Source organism: Citrobacter freundii complex sp. CFNIH9, assembly GCF_002903305.1.
In the GTDB taxonomy this organism is placed as follows: Bacteria; Pseudomonadota; Gammaproteobacteria; order Enterobacterales; family Enterobacteriaceae; genus Citrobacter; species Citrobacter portucalensis.
In genome coordinates this window covers 3399905-3417056 of sequence record NZ_CP026238.1, presented here as the reverse complement: position 1 = coordinate 3417056, position 17152 = coordinate 3399905, and the positions used below count along the sequence as shown (strand labels likewise).

The following is a 17152-nucleotide window of genomic DNA, read 5'->3' as shown; positions in this document are numbered from 1 at the left end:
ATGGAAAATTCTAACCGTAAACCAGGCTGGATTAAGCGCGTCTGGCAATGGTGGCGTCGCCCCAGCCGTCTGGCGCTCGGCACGCTGTTGTTAATCGGCTTTGTGGGCGGCATTATTTTCTGGGGCGGCTTTAATACCGGTATGGAAAAGGCCAATACAGAAGAGTTCTGCATTAGCTGTCACGAAATGCGCAATACGGTATACCAGGAATACATGGAAACCGTACACTACAACAACCGCAGTGGTGTGCGAGCGACTTGCCCTGATTGCCACGTCCCCCATGAGTGGGGCCCGAAAATGATCCGTAAGATCAAGGCCAGTAAAGAGCTGTACGCGAAAGCACTGGGGCTGATAGATACACCGCAGAAATTTGAAGACCATCGTCTGACGATGGCGCAAAATGAGTGGCGGCGTATGAAAGATAATAATTCGCAAGAGTGCCGAAACTGTCACAACTTCGAGTTTATGGATTTAACCGCCCAGAAAGGCGTTGCGGCCAAAATGCACGACCAGGCCGTGAAAGACGGGCAAACCTGTATTGACTGTCATAAAGGGATAGCGCACAAACTGCCTGATATGCGCGAAGTCAAACCGGGCTTTTAACAGGATGTAGATAACCAGGTATGCTTGAAGCCAGAGAATTACTTTGCGAGCGAGATGACAGAATACTGTTCAGCAATCTGTCATTTCGCGTCAACGCAGGGGAATGGGTACAAATTACCGGCAGCAACGGCGCAGGGAAAACCACTCTGCTGCGGTTGCTTACCGGGCTGGCGCGTCCCGATGCAGGGGAGGTTTGCTGGCAAGAGCAGCCGCTGCATCACGTGCGGGACAGCTACCATCAGCAACTGCTGTGGATCGGACATCAGCCGGGGATAAAAACCCGGCTTTCGGCGTTGGAGAACCTGCGTTTCTTCCATCATGACGGCGACATTGCACAGTGTCTGGCTGCGCTGGCACAGGCGGGACTTGCCGGATATGAAGATATTCCGGTGAACCAGCTCTCCGCCGGACAACAGCGGCGCGTGGCGCTGGCCCGTTTGTGGCTGACCCGCGCCCGGCTGTGGATCCTCGATGAACCCTTTACCGCCATTGATGTGAACGGCGTTGAGCGACTGACTCAGCGTATGGCGCAGCATACGGAGCAGGGCGGTATTGTTATTCTCACCACCCACCAACCGCTCAATGTCGAAACCGATAAAGTGCGACGTATTGCGCTGACCAGCGAGAGGGCAACGCAATGATGTGGCGAATCTTCCGTTTAGAACTGCGAGTTGCGTTTCGTCATAGTGCGGAAATCGCCAATCCTTTATGGTTCTTCCTGATTGTTATTACGCTGTTCCCCCTGAGCATTGGGCCGGAACCGCAGCTACTGGCGCGCATTGCGCCGGGCATCATTTGGGTTGCGGCGCTGCTGGCGTCATTGCTGGCGCTGGAACGCCTGTTTCGTGATGATCTGCAGGACGGCAGCCTTGAGCAACTGATGCTGCTGCCGTTACCGCTACCGGCCGTGGTGCTGGCGAAAGTGATGGCGCACTGGGTCGTGACCGGCCTGCCGCTGTTGATTCTCTCGCCGCTAGTGGCGCTGCTGCTGGGCATGGATATGTACAGCTGGAAAATTATGGCGCTGACGTTGTTACTCGGAACGCCGACGCTGGGCTTCCTCGGTGCGCCGGGTGTGGGGCTGACGGTGGGCTTAAAGCGCGGCGGCGTGTTGTTAAGCGTGCTGGTGCTCCCGCTCACCATTCCCTTACTGATTTTTGCAACCGCCGCGATGGATGCGGCTTCTATGCACTTACCGGTTGAAGGGTACATGGCAATTCTGGGCGCGTTGCTGGTCGGCAGCGCCACGTTAAGCCCGTTTGCCACAGCTGCGGCGTTACGGATAAGCGTGCAGTAACGAGAATTAGATGTGTAGGCCGGGCAAGGTGCTCTGGCACAACGGATTTTAATTTATGGAGTCTGGTGACTGAACTATGTGGAAAACACTTCATCAATTGGCGATGCCCCCTCGGCTCTATCAGATCTGTGGCTGGTTTATCCCGTGGCTGGCGATTGCCAGCGCGGTGGTACTGATAACGGGATGGGTCTGGGGCTTTGGTTTTGCGCCTGCGGACTATCAGCAGGGGCAGAGCTATCGCATTATTTATCTGCACGTTCCGGCGGCAATCTGGTCGATGGGCATTTATGCCTCGATGGCTGTTGCCGCGTTTATCGGCCTGGTCTGGCAGATGAAAATGGCCAATCTGGCGCTGGCTGCGATGGCGCCGATTGGTGCAGTGTTTACCTTTATTGCGCTGGTGACCGGCTCCGCATGGGGCAAACCGATGTGGGGAACCTGGTGGGTCTGGGATGCCCGACTCACCTCTGAACTGGTGCTGCTGTTTCTCTACGTGGGCGCCATTGCGCTGTGGCATGCCTTTGACGACCGCCGTCTGGCAGGTCGTGCCGCCGGTATTCTGGTGCTGATTGGCGTGGTCAACTTACCGATTATCCACTATTCGGTTGAGTGGTGGAATACGCTGCATCAGGGTTCTACCCGCATGCAGCAAAGCATCGATCCGGCGATGCGTACGCCGCTGCGTCTGGCGATCGTCGGCTACCTGTTACTGTTTGTCACGCTGGCGCTGATGCGCATGCGTAACCTGATTTTGATGATGGAAAAACGCCGCCCGTGGGTGAGCGAACTGATCTTAAAAAGAGGCCGCCAATGACCCCTGCATTTGCATCATGGAGTGATTTTTTCGCGATGGGCGGCTACGCCTTGTATGTCTGGCTTGCCGTAGCGATGAGCGTTATCCCGCTGGTGGTGCTGGTACTGCATTCCGCGTTACAACATCGCGCAATTTTACGCGGTGTGGCGCAGCAGCGGGCGAGAGAAGCGCGTATGCGTGCGGCGCAAGTGCAACGGGAGGCGGCGTGAATATTCGACGTAAAAATCGGTTATGGATAGCCTGTGCGGTACTGGCGGGTCTGGCGTTGACCATTACGCTGGTGCTTTATGCGCTGCGTTCTAATATTGACCTGTTCTATACGCCGGGAGAGATACTCTACGGTAAGCGCGAAACGCAGCAGATGCCCGAAGTCGGTCAGCGCCTGCGCGTGGGCGGAATGGTGATGCCCGGTAGCGTAAAGCGCGATCCGCAGTCGTTGAAGGTGAATTTCAGTATCTATGACGCCGAAGGTGTGGTGGATGTCACCTACGGTGTGCCCGGAGTTCAGGGCGGGCATGGATGCTTAAATGAACCGCGAGTCTGTCTGGAATATTGAACCGGTAACTCACGATGAGAAACCCAACAATCCCACCGGGTGTGACGGTGGAGAACCTGAGCGGCAGTGACCTGCGGCATGCCCGCAGGGTGATGTAACCCGCTGACAACGGGGATTGAGGCGAGATCACTAAGCCGAGATGATCCTCAAGGTTAAGTACTGAAAGGCTGAAGAACATGAACCCGTTAATCCGCCTCTGTGGGTTGAAAACGTCACCACGGCCTACGTGATCTGACAGGCCGTGCAGGAGGAACTGGCAGTGATACGTAAGCACTGCCGGTCGAAGGTGTTTTGACATGTATGCGAAACACCGGGGCAGCAGCGTCTATCACGCTTGCGTTGCTGACTTCTGCCAACTTGCGGCAAGCAAGGATAAAGAGTGCGACGGGCAGCCTCCTCAGTATGCCTGAGTCCAGGCAGGTAAACCGGGGAAGGTCAGCGACGGATGTTAAGGGGGCATGGCTCCGATGACGCGCTGGCTGGCGGAGCTTCCGTAGTAGTCCGCGATGGGGAAAGCCCATTACATGGCGAAGGGAAGCAGTTTGAATGTGTTTGCGACGTGAATTAACTGACCTAACGAGGTGAAGACCTTTGATAATCAGCGAAATGCAACGCAAGCTTGCCACATGGGCAGCCACCGATCCGTCCCTACGGATTCAACGGCTGCTGCGTCTGATAACACAACCAGAATGGCTGGCTGAAGCGGCGCGGATCACGCTTTCATCAAAGGGGGCCCATACCCCCGGCGTTGATGGCGTGAACAAAACAATGCTACAGGCCAGACTGGCTGTTGAGCTGCAAATCCTCAGGGATGAATTACTCTCAGGCCACTACCAGCCCTTGCCCGCCAGACGGGTTTACATCCCTAAAAGCAACGGCAAACTGCGACCACTGGGTATCCCCGCGTTGCGGGATCGTATTGTTCAGCGGGCCATGCTGATGGCGATGGAGCCGATATGGGAGAGTGATTTTCATACGCTCTCATATGGCTTCCGGCCTGAGCGCAGTGTCCACCACGCGATCCGCACGGTGAAATTACAGCTCACAGACTGTGGTGAAACCCGGGGACGCTGGGTGATTGAAGGCGACCTGTCCAGTTACTTCGACACCGTACATCATCGACTGCTGATGAAGGCTGTACGCCGCAGGATCAGTGACGCACGTTTCATGACTCTGCTGTGGAAAACCATCAAGGCGGGACATATCGATGTCGGTCTCTTTCGGGCGGCCAGTGAAGGTGTACCACAGGGCGGTGTTATATCGCCGCTATTATCGAACATCATGCTGAATGAGTTCGATCAATACCTGCATGAGCGCTACCTGAGCGGGAAAGCCAGAAAAGATCGGTGGTACTGGAATAACAGTATCCAACGGGGCCGAAGTACGGCGGTCAGAGAAAACTGGCAGTGGAAACCCGCGGTGGCGTACTGCCGCTATGCCGATGATTTTGTCCTCATCGTCAAAGGCACCAAAGCACAGGCGGAAGCCATCAGGGAGGAGTGTCGGGGTGTGCTCGAAGGCAGTCTGAAACTCAGGCTGAACATGGATAAGACTAAAATCACCCATGTTAATGACGGCTTTATCTTTCTGGGGCACAGGATCATTCGCAAACGCAGTCGTTATGGCGAGATGCGAGTGGTCTCAACGATCCCGCAGGAGAAAGCCAGAAACTTCGCCGCATCGCTGACAGCACTGTTATCAGGCAACTACAGTGAAAGCAAAGTCGATATGGCTGAACAACTCAACCGAAAACTGAAAGGCTGGGCCATGTTCTATCAGTTCGTTGATTTTAAGGCCAAAGTCTTCAGTTATATCGACCGTGTCGTGTTCTGGAAGCTGGCTCACTGGCTGGCCCGCAAATACCGTACAGGTATCGCTTCCCTGATGAGGTGGTGGTGTAAATCACCGAAACCGGGTCAGAGCAAAACGTGGGTTTTATTTGGTAAAACCAATCACGGCAAGCTCAGCGGCGAAATACTGTACCGGTTGGTGGGGCAAGGCAAGAAGCTGTTCCGCTGGCGGCTACCCGAAGGTAATCCCTATCTGAGGACGGAGACCAGAAACACGTATACATCGCGCTTTACAGAAGTGGCAATGGCGTTCGCCAGCATTTAAATGGAGAGCCGGATGCGCTGAAAGGTGCACGTCCGGTTCGGGGAGGAGAGGCAGGGAAATAGTCCGACTACGCCCTGCCTCTTACTCTACAAGGCATTCTGCCGGATCTGTTCCGCGAAGGGCAGGGTGTCGTTGTTCAGGGCGAACTGGACGAAGGAAATCATGTGCAGGCCAAAGAGGTTCTTGCCAAACATGATGAGAATTACACCCCGCCGGAAGTCGAAAAAGCGATGCAGGAAAACCATCGTCGCCCGGAAAGTGTTTATAAGGATAAAACGTCATGATGCCTGAAATTGGCAATGCGCTGTTGTGCCTTGCGCTCGGCGTGGCGTTACTACTGTCGGTCTATCCGCTGTGGGGCGTAGCGCGCGGCGACGTGCGAATGATGGCCTCCGCGCGGCCTTTTGCCTGGGTTCTGTTTATCTGCGTGATGGGGGCGTTCCTGATTCTGGTCAACGCCTTCGTGGTTAATGACTTTACCGTCACCTACGTTGCCAGCAACTCCAATACCCAGCTTCCGGTCTGGTATCGGGTGGCAGCAACCTGGGGGGCTCATGAAGGCTCGCTGTTGCTATGGGTGCTGCTGATGAGCGGCTGGACGTTCGCCGTTGCGGCGTTCAGCCAGCGAATGCCGCTGGACATCGTTGCTCGCGTGCTGGCGGTGATGGGGATGGTAAGCGTTGGCTTTCTGCTGTTTATTCTGTTTACCTCCAACCCGTTTGCCCGTACGTTGCCCAACTTCCCTATTGAAGGGCGCGACCTGAACCCGCTGTTGCAGGATCCGGGGCTGATTTTCCATCCGCCGTTGCTGTACATGGGGTATGTCGGTTTCTCGGTAGCCTTCGCGTTTGCGATTGCCGCGCTGATGAGCGGACGACTGGACAGTACCTTCGCCCGTTTTTCTCGTCCGTGGACGCTGGCGGCGTGGGTGTTCCTGACGCTGGGTATTGTGCTCGGTTCGGCCTGGGCCTATTACGAGCTGGGCTGGGGCGGTTGGTGGTTCTGGGATCCAGTTGAGAACGCCTCGTTTATGCCATGGCTGGTGGGAACGGCGCTGATGCACTCGCTGTCGGTAACCGAACAGCGTGCCAGCTTTAAAGCCTGGACGCTGCTGCTGTCAATCTGCGCATTCTCGCTTTGCCTGTTAGGTACTTTCCTGGTGCGCTCCGGCGTGCTGGTATCGGTGCATGCCTTCGCCTCCGATCCGTCGCGCGGGATGTTTATTCTGGCCTTTATGGTATTGGTGATTGGCGGCTCCCTGCTGCTGTTTGCGGTGCGCGGTCACAAGGTCCGCTCACGGGTGAACAACGCGCTGTGGTCGCGTGAATCTCTGCTGTTGGGCAACAACGTTCTGCTGATTGCCGCCATGCTGGTGGTGCTCTTGGGCACGCTGCTGCCGCTGGTGCACAAACAGCTGGGTCTGGGCAGCATTTCGATTGGCGAACCGTTCTTCAACACCATGTTTACCTGGCTGATGGCGCCGTTCGCGCTGTTGCTGGGAATTGGGCCATTAGTGCGCTGGGGCCGTGACCGACCGCGTAAACTGAAAACGTTACTGATTATCGCGTTTGTCACCACGCTTGTTCTGTCGCTGCTGCTGCCGTGGCTATTTGAGGATCGCATTGCCGCTATGACGGTGGTAGGGCTGGCGATGGCATGCTGGATATTCGTGCTGGCGATGTCCGAAGCATTCCTGCGTGTTTCCCGCGGAACGAAGTTAACACCAAGCTATTGGGGCATGGTGTCGGGCCACGTTGGGCTGGCGATTACTATTGTCGGTATTGCCTTCAGCCAGAACTACAGCGTTGAACGCGATGTGCGCATGAAAGCAGGTGATAGCGTTAGTATCCATAACTATCAGTTCACGTTCCGCGAAGTGAAAGATATTACCGGACCTAACTACCGGGGTGGCGTCGCCATTATTGGCGTTACCCGAGATGGTAAACCGGAAGCCACGCTGCATGCGGAAAAACGCTTCTATAACAGCACCAGTTCGATGATGACCGAAGCGGCAATTGACGGCGGGTTCACGCGCGATCTGTACGCCGCGCTGGGTGAAGAACTGGATAACGGCGAATGGGCTGTGCGTCTGTACTACAAACCGTTTATTCGCTGGATTTGGGCCGGAGGATTGCTGATGGCGCTGGGCGGATTGTTCTGCCTGTTTGATCCACGCTATCGTCAGCGCACGCGTCCTCGCGCAGCGGTGCAAAAAAATGCGTCGGAGGCTGTATGAAGCGCAACGCACTGTTAATTCCGTTTATTATTTTTCTGATCATTGCTGCGGCGCTGCTGTGGCAGCTGGCGCGTAACGCTCAGGGGGACGATCCCACGAATCTGGAATCGGCGCTGATCGGCAAACCCGTTCCGACATTCCGCCTGGAGTCGCTGGAAAATCCGGGTCAGCATTATCAGGCCGATGTGCTGACCCAGGGCAAACCGGTACTGCTGAACGTCTGGGCGACCTGGTGTCCGACCTGTCGCGCCGAACATCAGTATCTGAACCAGCTGTCTGCACAAGGCGTGCGGGTGGTGGGTCTGAACTATAAAGACGATCGTCAGAAAGCCATTGTCTGGTTGAAAGAGCTGGGCAATCCTTACTCATTAAGCCTGTTTGACGGCGACGGTATGCTCGGTCTGGATCTTGGCGTGTACGGCGCGCCGGAAACGTTCCTGATCGACGGTAAAGGTATTATTCGCTATCGCCATGCCGGTGATTTGAATGCCAGGGTGTGGGAGAGCGAGATCAAACCGTTGTGGGATAAGTACAGTAAGGAGGCTGCGCAATGAGATTTTTACTGGGCCTGCTGATGCTGGTTATCTCGGGATCTGCGCTGGCGACCATCGATGTGATGCAGTTTAAGGATGAAGCGCAGGAGCAGCAGTTCCGTCAGCTTACCGAACAGCTGCGCTGTCCTAAATGTCAGAACAACAGTATCGCCGATTCTAACTCGATGATTGCCACTGACCTGCGCCAGAAAGTGTACGAACTGATGCAGGAAGGAAAAAGTCAGAAAGAGATTGTCGACTACATGGTGGCGCGCTACGGCAACTTCGTCACCTACGATCCGCCGTTGACGCCGCTTACAGTGCTTTTGTGGGTGATGCCGGTGGTAGCGATTGGTTTGGGCGGCTGGATTATTTTTGCCCGTACTCGCCGACGCGTCCGGGTGAAGCTGGAAGAGTTTCCTGACGACGTTATCCCGGATGGCAAACGCGGTGGATTTGGGTTGTTTGTGCCCGGCATCGTGGTGGCGCTGATCGTTGGCGCGGTGAGCTATTATGAAACCGGCAGCTATAAGCAGGTTCAGGTCTGGCAGCAGGCCACCGCTCAGGCTCCGGCGCTGCTGGAACGCGCGTTGGATCCGAAAGCTGACCCGCTCAATGAAGAAGATATGACACGTCTGGCGCTGGGACTGCGCACACGTTTACAAGCCGATCCTACAAACGTTGAAGGTTGGATCATGCTTGGGCGTATTGGCATGGTACTCGGTAACGCCAGTACGGCCACTGAAGCCTATGCCAATGCCTATCGACTGGATCCTAAAAACAGCGATGCGGCGCTGGGTTATGCGGAAGCACTGACCCGTTCATCCGATCCTGACGATAATCGCAGGGGAGGGGAGCTGTTACGCCAGCTGGTGCGCGGCGAGCATGCCAACGTGCGGGTTCTCAGCATGTACGCGTTTAACGCTTTTGAACAGCAGCGCTTTGGTGAGGCGGTTGCGGCATGGGAGATGATGCTGAAATTATTACCGGCCAATGATACCCGTCGGGCGGTGATAGAACGCAGCATTAAGCAGGCGATGGAGCAGCTAACGCCGCAGGAGAAGTAAGAGTCCAGATTACCCGAAGGCATGCTGCTTTCGGGCCTGTGCGAGCTTTGTAGATACTGTTATCGCCTGCAAGCCTTTTCAGGTTCCGCGGTTACGGATAGCAGGCACGACCAGTCACAGCGCCGTCAGGCGCTGTTTTTTCCTGATTCATCTTCCCTTCAGGCTGTTATCACCCCATGTCTCGACGCATCGAACGGCTCACCTGATTTCAGTACCCCGTAAGACACATGCGCCAGCTTGCGCATCATTGCGCCTATTATCACTTTCCCTTTTTTACCGTTTCCTGCCAGACGGTCGCGGAACGCCCGCCCCCATTCCGTTTTACTTATTGCCACCATCGCTGGCATGTACAGAGCCCTGCGCAGGGATACATGGCCGCTTTTACTCATCCGGCTCATTCCCCTCACGCTGCTGCCTGATTCATGCTGGCGCGGTGTCAGACCGGCAAAGGCGGCGAACTGTCTCGCCTGGCTGAACCTGTCCTTCAGTCCCACATAAGCCAGCAGCACCGCCGACGTCTTTTCCCCGATACCCGGGATACTTTCCAGCAGCTTCCTGCGGTGTTTCATGTCCGGGTCGTCATCCGTCAGGTCCTTTATCTGCTTTTCGATGCGTTTAATTTCGGCATGAAGCCACAGCAGATGAGCGTCGATACTCGGACGCTGTACCTCACGTGCTGTCTCCAGGCGATTCAGTTCCTGCGTACGCATATCCGTCAGTGACTGATGGCGCAGCACCAGTGCCCGTAACGCCCGTTCAACCGGATGCGGAGCTTCCCAGACTGCCGGGCGCTTCTGACGGCAAAACTCTGCCAGCATGCGGGCATCAACGGCATCGGTTTTCCTGCGCAGCCCCTCGCTCTGTGCGAAGGCTTTGCCGAGGGCAGGATTGATGATGGAGACGGTGAATCCGGCATCACTGAGATGGGCGGCCACGTCTTCCATATACGTACTGGTGGCTTCCATACAGATATGCGCCGGCGCCACGTTATGGCTGTTGAGCCAGTGGAGGAGTTCATTGTGGCCCTTCAGGGTGTTCGCAAATTTTTTACTGCGGTGACGGCCATCGGGACGCAGCACATCGACATCCAGCTTGGCTTTAGAGACGTCAATACCGATAAAATGAAGTTCCTGTTCCATAGTGAGACCAACCTTGTGAATGCGGATTACCGGGAAAACCGGTCCATGATACTGTCCGGTTTGTCACTTGTGGAGAACGGCAGTCCGCTGCATAAATCTACAATACAGGTTGTTAACCTAAGGCCGGATACGGCATGCGGACGGCATGGCAGGGAGAACTGGCCGGCCCTCTCTGCACAGAGAGGATAATACAAGGCCGGATAAGACGCTGTTGCGTCGCCATCCGGCATCTCATTGATTACTGCATGCCGCGTGTTTGCAAAAACAGGATGGTGGCAGCAACGCGAGAACGCACGTTGAGTTTGCGCAGCAGGTTACGAATATGCACCTTCACCGTCTGTTCGGAAATATTCAGCACTGATGCAATCTGTTTATTCGACAGCCCCTGAGCCAGCTCGTGTAACACATCCAGCTCGCGTTCGGTGAGAATGCTGAATGGATCTTCCTGCGCACCAAACAGGTCACGTTCGCGCAGATATTCGCTAACGCGAGCGCTAAACGCTTTACCACCTTTGGCGCCGTTACGAATGGCTTCCAGCAAGACTTCGGGATCGCTATCTTTCAGTAAATAACCATCCGCGCCGGCATCAATTAAGGCGTACACATCGCTGGCGGCATCCGATACGGTAAGAATAATAATTTGCGCGGTGACGCCGTCCCGACGCAGCGCATTCAGGGTGTCCAGCCCGCTCATACCTTTCATATTGAGATCCAGCAGGATCACATCAAGGTCCAGACGGTTTGCCAGATCGATAGCACTTGCGCCGTCGCCAGCTTCAGCGACTACGTCAAATGCGGGATCCAGTTGCAATAATTGACTAATTCCCCGCCGCATGAGTGGGTGGTCGTCGACAATCAGCACCCGAAAAGGCGTTACTTCAGGCATACTATTCTCCTGAGCTTTTATTAGTATCATTATTGTTTTCAGCGCATCAATCGTCCAGATTCATCGCGCTGATGAGAGGATGAATTTTACCCCAATTTGTGCATGGGTAAGTAGTAAAACCTGTGCTGAAGGCTGCTGTAAAACTCAGGAATGCGGAATCGCAGACATAAAAAAACCAACCGCAAGGGTTGGTTTTTTTAGGGATTTTTGGTCGGCACGAGAGGATTTGAACCTCCGACCCCCGACACCCCATGACGGTGCGCTACCAGGCTGCGCTACGTGCCGACGCTATGGCTGCTAATACTACTGCTTTCCGCTACGAATGCAAGAGGATGCCTCACTAACTGATTTATAATTAATCAGTTAGCAATAAATCGTTTCTCATCCGTCAGAACCTGTAGCAGCAGGCTGAGCTGCGGTTTCTGATCTTTTATTTTCTCGCCACGTAAATCATAGGTCTGATAATTTCCGTTGTTGTTCAGCACCAGCGTCATCTCTGGCGTAGTCACGGCCATCGTGCTGCCGTCAGCGGCGGTCACCCAGTAATGACGACGTGTAGCATTGAACAAATCCTGCCCCTGCGAGTATTCGTTAGCCGGCGTGCTGACATGCAGCAGGCGCTGCATCAGCGTCGTCATCAGGTCTGTATGATCGGTCAGGCTATTGATACGCTGGGCAGGTGTTCCCGGCCAGTGAATCACCAGAGGAACCTGCAGATGACCGCGCGACCAGGCAAAGTTGTTCTCTTCCTGAGTCAGCGGCACACCGCGGCCAGCGGTGATAATCACCACCGTGTTGTCCAGTTTACCCGAGTCGCGCAGGGCGCTAAGAACACGGTTAATATTGGCATCCACATCCTGAGCGGCGCTGGCGTAGCGTTTGGCAAAGTTCTTCTGGTTACTGTCATCAAGGTTTGTCCCGTTAAAGGAGACCCAGGAGAACCAGCGATTATCTTCCTGCGCGTAGCGTCCCAGCCAGTTAATCCATTGGCTTGCGGTTTGCTCATCAGATTGTGTTTGCACGCTCGGCATGGAGAAATCTGACAGCAGCGCCTGGCGATAAAGCGGGCTGGTAAAGCCATCCGAGGAGAATAGTCCTAACTGATACCCTTGCTGGTTCAGTGCAGAGATCAGCGCCGCAGGCGTTCGGGTCGACAAAATGCCGTCCATGTAGCTTGGCGATACACCATAGAACAGGCCAAAGATCCCGTTATCCGTGGTGTTGCCTGAGCTCATGTGACGCGTAAAGGAGATATTCTGCCCGGCGAACTCAGCCAGCGCAGGCATCTGTTTTTCAAAGCGTGAGTAGTTCAGGCCGTCTACGGTGATCAGCAGAACGTTCTGGCCGGTGCCCAGATCGCGATAGTGCAGTTCGCTGAGCGGGTACTGTACGGAAACCGCTTCCGGATTACCCTGTTCGATCAGGCGACGCTGATACTCTTGCGCATCCAGCAGGCCATGTTTTTCCAGAAACTTACGCGCCGTCATCGGGTAGGAGAGCGGCAGGTTTGCGCGCTGCATGGTAATCGGGCGATAGAAATTGGCATCTGCCCAGATATACACCACATGCGAGGCGATAAAAGAAACGAAGAAGAATGCCGCTAACGGTTTTGCGAAATGGCGACGACGCGTCAGGCTGCGCAGCTTTTGCCAGCTCCAGGTCGCAAACAACATTTCTATTAGCAGGATAACCGGCACGCTGATAAACAACAGTTGCCAGTCACGCGCCGCTTCGTTCTGGTCAGGATTAATGACCAGTTCCCAGACTATCGGGTTAAGGTGCAGGTGGAAGCGGGTGAAAACTTCGCTGTCGATTAACAACAGCGTCATGCCAGCTGTCGCCAGAATAGCTGATAAGAATCGCATCAGCCTCTGGGACATGACGATAAACGTCAGGGGAAACAGGATTAGCAGATAGGTGGCAAACACCAGAAAGCTAAAATGCCCGACAACGCTCAGGTAGGAATATACACGACCTGCAAGGGTTGTCGGCCAGTCGGCGACAAACAGGTAACGGCTACCGAGAACCATGGCCAACAGAATGTTGAACAAGGCAAACCAGTGCCCCCAGCTAACCATCTGGGAGACTTTCTCACGGTAGCGCTGACGATGAGTTACCATAAACTGTTGTTCGTTTCCCCGGAGCAGGCTCTTAATGCGCTTGGTCGTCGTTTACCGAAGACTGCAATGCGCGGGCAAAAGAGTTGGCAATCGCCTGGCGCTGGGCCGGTGCGATGCTTGTATTGATAAGGTTAGTCACCATGTTTCCCAGAACCATCAGGGAAAGGTCGGTCGGCGCCTTATGTTTTTCCAGTACGTTGAGCATCTCATTCAGCAGTTGTTCAACGTGTTCGTCACTATAGCGGGAAATTTGTGGCATAAATCGAAATCAGTCTGTTCATGAAAGGGCAACATATTACCGTACAGACAGTTTTTTTTCTGCTTTTTTATCTTCTATTGCGTCACTGCCCGGCAGGTGGTTGAATACCGCCCGGTCTAAAAGGAGAGTTTATCATGAGTCTGGATATCAACCAGATTGCCCTGCACCAGCTTATCAAACGTGACGAGCAGAACCTTGAGCTGGTCTTGCGCGATTCATTACTGGAACCGACAGCGACGGTTGTCGATATGATGGCTGAACTGCATCGGGTGTATAGCGCCAAGAATAAAGCCTATGGCCTGTTTAGCGAAGAGAGTGAGCTGGCGCAAACGCTGCGTTTACAGCGTCAGGGCGAAGAGGATTTTCTGGCATTTAGTCGTGCCGCGACCGGACGCTTGCGGGACGAGCTGGCGAAATATCCTTTTGCCGACGGCGGTATTGTCCTGTTCTGCCATTACCGCTATCTGGCGGTAGAGTATCTGCTGGTCGCCGTGCTGAACAATTTAAGCAGCATGCGCGTCAATGAAAATCTGGATATCAACCCGACGCACTATCTGGATATCAATCATGCGGACATCGTGGCGCGTATTGATTTAACCGAGTGGGAAACCAATCCGGAGTCCACACGCTATCTGACGTTCCTGAAAGGGCGGGTAGGGCGCAAAGTCGCCGATTTCTTTATGGATTTCCTCGGTGCCAGCGAAGGTCTGAACGCCAAAGCACAAAACCGTGGCCTGCTGCAGGCGCTCGATGACTTTACCAATGAGGCTCAACTCGATAAAGCCGAACGCCAGAACGTGCGTCAGCAGGTGTACAGCTACTGTAACGAGCAGCTGCAGGCTGGTGAAGAGATCGAACTGGAGTCGCTGTCTAAAGAGCTTTCCGGCGTCAGTGAAGTCAGCTTCAGCGAATTTACCGCTGATAAAGGCTACGAGCTGGAAGAGAGCTTCCCTGCGGATCGCAGTACGCTGCGTCAGTTAACCAAATTTGCCGGCAGCGGCGGTGGGTTAACCATTAACTTCGACGCTATGTTACTGGGTGAACGTATTTTCTGGGATCCGGCTACAGATACGTTGACCATCAAAGGTACGCCGCCGAACCTGCGCGACCAGCTGCAGCGCCGCACGTCTGGCGGGAAATAAAACCGTGTGCCGGGTGAGAGCGTTAACGCCTTATCCGGTCGACGAGAACCATCAGTATCGATGACAAAACCCCATAAAAAAACCCCGCCTTGGCGGGGTTTTTCTTCAACTTGTTTGCGATTACGCGCGAACGAAGTCGATGTGGGACAGCTTCGGCTTGAACGGGTGACGCTGTACAGCCTGAGCTTTAACTTTAACTTCTTTACCGTCAACAACGATGGTCAGAACTTCGCTGTAGAATTCAGCTTTAGCTTGCATGTTCATAACTGCATCGTGATCCAGTTCGATAGCAATCGGGGCTTCTGCGCCACCGTAGATGATTGCCGGGAACTTGTTAGCGGCACGCAGGCGGCGGCTCGCACCCTTACCCTGCTCTTTACGTACTTCAGCGTTGATAGTAAACATTTAAATCTCTCTTTAATAATTCCTGCTACAGGCGACCCAGCAACAGGTAAGTGATCTGCTTTGCGTATGCAAAAGCGGGCGAGATTCTATACTCAAACGGCTGGTACATCAATCAAAAGTACGATTAACCGCGTAATTCATGTGCCCGACGAAAGCGTCCTTCATAATCGAAGACCTTTTCACGGACCTGCCAGTACTGACCTTTCATGCGCGCCACCACGAAATCAGGATGCCGTAACAACGCCTGCTGATTGAGGATATCGGCGGCGGTTATCCAGCGTAAGGGTATACCGGGTGTTCGGGTGTGCGGGCGAATAAACAGTTGTTCGAAGGCCGTACGCTGCGCGGGAGTGTGCAGGCGAAAGCGTTCGCTGACGTCAGCGCCATCTTCATCGTAATAGGTGATTTTCAGCCATTCGCCTTTATCATCCTGCCCGTTTTGTAACACCATACCACTACAGCGCAGGACCAGCGCATCTTTGAGCCTGAGCGCGGCTTTCAGCATGTCATCCGGGTCAACCAGCACCGTGTCGCACTCCCGACAACGGCGGGCAGCAATGTCATTTTCCGCGTTGCACTGTGGACAGTTTTTAAAACGGAAACGAAAATCGCACTGTTCGCGATGGCCGTCATCATCTTCAAACCATCCCTGGCAGCGGCGGCCAAAATGTTCAATCAGCGTGCCGTCTGCCGTGGTTTTGCCCCAGAAGGTGTTTGCAAATCCGCAGGCAGGACAGAACACCTGTACCGGAACGTTGTCGCTTTTCCCTTTCGGTGCACCCACTTCCGGTGCGTACAGATCGTGCGGGTTGCCGGCATAATCGAGGATCAGACAGTCGGTTTTACCCGGTGCAAGGCGCAACCCACGACCGACAATTTGTTGGTAAAGGCTAACTGATTCCGTCGGGCGCAGAATGGCGATAAGGTCAACGTGCGGGGCATCAAAGCCGGTGGTCAGGACCGACACATTCACCAGATAGCGAAAGCGCTGGGCTTTGAACTCTTCAATCAGCACGTCGCGCTCAGCGCCTGGCGTATCCCCAGTGATTAGCGCGGCGTCGTCAGCGGGCAGCAGGCCCAGAATTTCTTTGGCGTGCTCAACGGTGGCGGCGAAAATCATCACCCCTTTGCGGGTTTGGGCAAACTCGACAATCTGGCTGATGATATGCGGCGTTATTCGTTGCTGCTTTTTCAGCTCCTGATTCAGATCCGCTTCGCTAAACAGGCCGTTACTCTGCGCCTGCAGGCGGCTAAAGTCATACTGCACGACCGGCATGTCGAGGCGTTCTGGCGGCGTCAGGTAGCCGTGTTTAATCATGTAGCGCAGCGGTAATTCATAAATGCAGTCGCGAAACAGCGCTTTTTCATCGCCGCGCACCATACCATGATAATGAAAATGATAAATCCAGCCCTTACCCAAACGAAAAGGTGTGGCAGTAAGCCCGAGCAGACGTAAGTGGGGATTTACTTTAGTCAGGTGAGTGAGGATTTGCTGATACTGACTCTCTTCATCATCGCCAATACGGTGGCATTCATCGACGATCAGCAGTGAGAATTCTCCCTGAAAGGCCTCCAGATTACGCGCTACCGACTGTACGCTGCCAAAGACTACTTTCCCGTGGCTCTCTTTACGCTTCAGGCCTGCGGCAAAAATATCGGCTTCCAGCCCCAGCGCACAATATTTGGCATGGTTTTGTGCGACCAGTTCTTTGACGTGCGCCAGTACCAGTACGCGACCACGTGCCACGCGGGCCAGTTCTGCAATCACCAGACTTTTGCCCGCGCCGGTTGGCAGGACGATAACCGCCGGGGTGCGGTGGTGGCGAAAATGGTTGAGCGTGGCGTCCACGGCTTCTTTTTGGTACGGGCGAAGAGTAAAAATCATGAGCTCATTAAGGTAAACAGCAACAATGTATAGTATGCCATGAATCATTTCCCTTGAGGGATGGTGTAACACCGCTATACTGGGCGGATAATAGT

At 54.5% G+C, this 17152-nt stretch carries 16 protein-coding genes, 1 tRNA gene and 2 pseudogenes; 12 read left to right on the top strand and 7 right to left on the bottom strand.

Features of this window, described 5'->3' with window-relative positions:
- The 11 genes and pseudogenes from napC to C2U43_RS17505 all read left to right on the top strand — a co-directional run bounded on the left by napC (position 1) and on the right by C2U43_RS17505 (position 9221).
- Positions 1-603 carry a cytochrome c-type protein NapC gene (gene napC / locus C2U43_RS17555; protein WP_003027548.1) on the top strand — a complete coding sequence of 201 codons (603 nt, stop codon included), beginning with the start codon at positions 1-3 and terminating at the stop codon, positions 601-603.
- Positions 604-623: 20 nt separating this feature from the next.
- A complete protein-coding gene (gene ccmA, locus C2U43_RS17550) occupies positions 624-1244 on the top strand; it encodes a cytochrome c biogenesis heme-transporting ATPase CcmA (protein ID WP_008785298.1) in 621 nt (206 codons plus the stop codon).
- Entirely contained in the window at positions 1241-1900 is a 660-nt protein-coding gene (gene ccmB, locus C2U43_RS17545; protein WP_048215891.1) for a heme exporter protein CcmB, read from the top strand. The genes ccmA and ccmB overlap by 4 nt, the downstream gene beginning before the upstream one ends.
- Positions 1901-1976: 76 nt before the next feature.
- Complete coding sequence (locus C2U43_RS17540; protein WP_003027538.1) at positions 1977-2714, top strand: heme ABC transporter permease; 738 nt, start codon at positions 1977-1979, stop codon at positions 2712-2714.
- Positions 2711-2923: a heme exporter protein CcmD gene (ccmD, locus tag C2U43_RS17535; RefSeq protein WP_020996676.1), complete on the top strand. Its 213-nt coding sequence runs from the start codon at positions 2711-2713 to the stop codon at positions 2921-2923. The genes C2U43_RS17540 and ccmD overlap by 4 nt, the downstream gene beginning before the upstream one ends.
- Positions 2920-3204, top strand: a pseudogene (locus tag C2U43_RS17530) (cytochrome c maturation protein CcmE domain-containing protein); the annotation flags it as partial. The gene ccmD and the pseudogene C2U43_RS17530, both read left to right, overlap by 4 nt.
- A gap of 672 nt (positions 3205-3876) precedes the next feature.
- A complete protein-coding gene (gene ltrA, locus C2U43_RS17525) occupies positions 3877-5385 on the top strand; it encodes a group II intron reverse transcriptase/maturase (protein ID WP_001189111.1) in 1509 nt (502 codons plus the stop codon).
- 80 nt (positions 5386-5465) lie between these two features.
- Positions 5466-5669, top strand: a pseudogene (locus C2U43_RS17520) (cytochrome c maturation protein CcmE domain-containing protein); the annotation flags it as partial.
- Positions 5666-7621 carry a heme lyase CcmF/NrfE family subunit gene (locus C2U43_RS17515; RefSeq protein ID WP_103285566.1) on the top strand — a complete coding sequence of 652 codons (1956 nt, stop codon included), beginning with the start codon at positions 5666-5668 and terminating at the stop codon, positions 7619-7621. The pseudogene C2U43_RS17520 and the gene C2U43_RS17515, both read left to right, overlap by 4 nt.
- Entirely contained in the window at positions 7618-8175 is a 558-nt protein-coding gene (gene dsbE / locus C2U43_RS17510; protein ID WP_003834613.1) for a thiol:disulfide interchange protein DsbE, read from the top strand. Before C2U43_RS17515 ends, dsbE begins: the two co-directional genes overlap by 4 nt.
- A complete protein-coding gene (locus tag C2U43_RS17505) occupies positions 8172-9221 on the top strand; it encodes a cytochrome c-type biogenesis protein CcmH (protein WP_032944027.1) in 1050 nt (349 codons plus the stop codon). Before dsbE ends, C2U43_RS17505 begins: the two co-directional genes overlap by 4 nt.
- A 158-nt stretch (positions 9222-9379) precedes the next feature.
- On the opposite strand, the gene C2U43_RS17495 is transcribed toward C2U43_RS17505, so the two are convergent.
- From C2U43_RS17495 to C2U43_RS17470, 5 genes are all read right to left on the bottom strand, one after another.
- The gene (locus C2U43_RS17495; protein ID WP_103285564.1) at positions 9380-10360 is read right to left on the bottom strand and encodes a transposase; all 981 of its coding nucleotides are present in this window, start codon (positions 10358-10360) and stop codon (positions 9380-9382) included.
- A gap of 238 nt (positions 10361-10598) precedes the next feature.
- Positions 10599-11246 (bottom strand): nitrate/nitrite response regulator protein NarP, encoded by a 648-nt coding sequence (gene narP, locus C2U43_RS17485; RefSeq protein WP_003834605.1) that lies wholly within the window; start codon positions 11244-11246, stop codon positions 10599-10601.
- Positions 11247-11454: 208 nt separating this feature from the next.
- Positions 11455-11531 (bottom strand) — tRNA-Pro (locus C2U43_RS17480).
- Positions 11532-11605: 74 nt separating this feature from the next.
- On the bottom strand, positions 11606-13366 hold the full coding sequence (gene yejM / locus C2U43_RS17475; protein ID WP_057066518.1) for an LPS biosynthesis-modulating metalloenzyme YejM: 1761 nt from the start codon (positions 13364-13366) through the stop codon (positions 11606-11608).
- Between the two features lie 31 nt (positions 13367-13397).
- A complete protein-coding gene (locus C2U43_RS17470; protein WP_003027506.1) occupies positions 13398-13625 on the bottom strand; it encodes a YejL family protein in 228 nt (75 codons plus the stop codon).
- 134 nt (positions 13626-13759) lie between these two features.
- Between C2U43_RS17470 and yejK the strand changes: the two genes are divergently transcribed.
- Positions 13760-14767 (top strand): nucleoid-associated protein YejK, encoded by a 1008-nt coding sequence (gene yejK / locus C2U43_RS17465; protein ID WP_048234884.1) that lies wholly within the window; start codon positions 13760-13762, stop codon positions 14765-14767.
- Positions 14768-14887: 120 nt separating this feature from the next.
- Here yejK and rplY read toward each other — a convergent pair whose 3' ends face one another.
- Positions 14888-15172: a 50S ribosomal protein L25 gene (gene rplY / locus C2U43_RS17460; protein WP_003027502.1), complete on the bottom strand. Its 285-nt coding sequence runs from the start codon at positions 15170-15172 to the stop codon at positions 14888-14890.
- Positions 15173-15296: 124 nt separating this feature from the next.
- Entirely contained in the window at positions 15297-17057 is a 1761-nt protein-coding gene (locus C2U43_RS17455; RefSeq protein ID WP_103286009.1) for a DEAD/DEAH box helicase, read from the bottom strand.
- Positions 17058-17152 lie beyond the last annotated feature (95 nt).

What these genes read in the sequence shown, in the direction of transcription:
- napC (WP_003027548.1), top strand. Translation starts at nt 1, where the DNA reads ATGGAAAATTCTAACCGTAAACCAGGCTGGATTAAGCGCGTCTGGCAA.
- ccmA (WP_008785298.1), top strand. Translation starts at nt 624, where the DNA reads ATGCTTGAAGCCAGAGAATTACTTTGCGAGCGAGATGACAGAATACTG.
- ccmB (WP_048215891.1), top strand. Translation starts at nt 1,241, where the DNA reads ATGATGTGGCGAATCTTCCGTTTAGAACTGCGAGTTGCGTTTCGTCAT.
- C2U43_RS17540 (WP_003027538.1), top strand. Translation starts at nt 1,977, where the DNA reads ATGTGGAAAACACTTCATCAATTGGCGATGCCCCCTCGGCTCTATCAG.
- ccmD (WP_020996676.1), top strand. Translation starts at nt 2,711, where the DNA reads ATGACCCCTGCATTTGCATCATGGAGTGATTTTTTCGCGATGGGCGGC.
- ltrA (WP_001189111.1), top strand. Translation starts at nt 3,877, where the DNA reads ATGCAACGCAAGCTTGCCACATGGGCAGCCACCGATCCGTCCCTACGG.
- C2U43_RS17515 (WP_103285566.1), top strand. Translation starts at nt 5,666, where the DNA reads ATGATGCCTGAAATTGGCAATGCGCTGTTGTGCCTTGCGCTCGGCGTG.
- dsbE (WP_003834613.1), top strand. Translation starts at nt 7,618, where the DNA reads ATGAAGCGCAACGCACTGTTAATTCCGTTTATTATTTTTCTGATCATT.
- C2U43_RS17505 (WP_032944027.1), top strand. Translation starts at nt 8,172, where the DNA reads ATGAGATTTTTACTGGGCCTGCTGATGCTGGTTATCTCGGGATCTGCG.
- C2U43_RS17495 (WP_103285564.1), bottom strand. Translation starts at nt 10,360, where the DNA reads ATGGAACAGGAACTTCATTTTATCGGTATTGACGTCTCTAAAGCCAAG.
- narP (WP_003834605.1), bottom strand. Translation starts at nt 11,246, where the DNA reads ATGCCTGAAGTAACGCCTTTTCGGGTGCTGATTGTCGACGACCACCCA.
- yejM (WP_057066518.1), bottom strand. Translation starts at nt 13,366, where the DNA reads ATGGTAACTCATCGTCAGCGCTACCGTGAGAAAGTCTCCCAGATGGTT.
- C2U43_RS17470 (WP_003027506.1), bottom strand. Translation starts at nt 13,625, where the DNA reads ATGCCACAAATTTCCCGCTATAGTGACGAACACGTTGAACAACTGCTG.
- yejK (WP_048234884.1), top strand. Translation starts at nt 13,760, where the DNA reads ATGAGTCTGGATATCAACCAGATTGCCCTGCACCAGCTTATCAAACGT.
- rplY (WP_003027502.1), bottom strand. Translation starts at nt 15,172, where the DNA reads ATGTTTACTATCAACGCTGAAGTACGTAAAGAGCAGGGTAAGGGTGCG.
- C2U43_RS17455 (WP_103286009.1), bottom strand. Translation starts at nt 17,057, where the DNA reads ATGATTTTTACTCTTCGCCCGTACCAAAAAGAAGCCGTGGACGCCACG.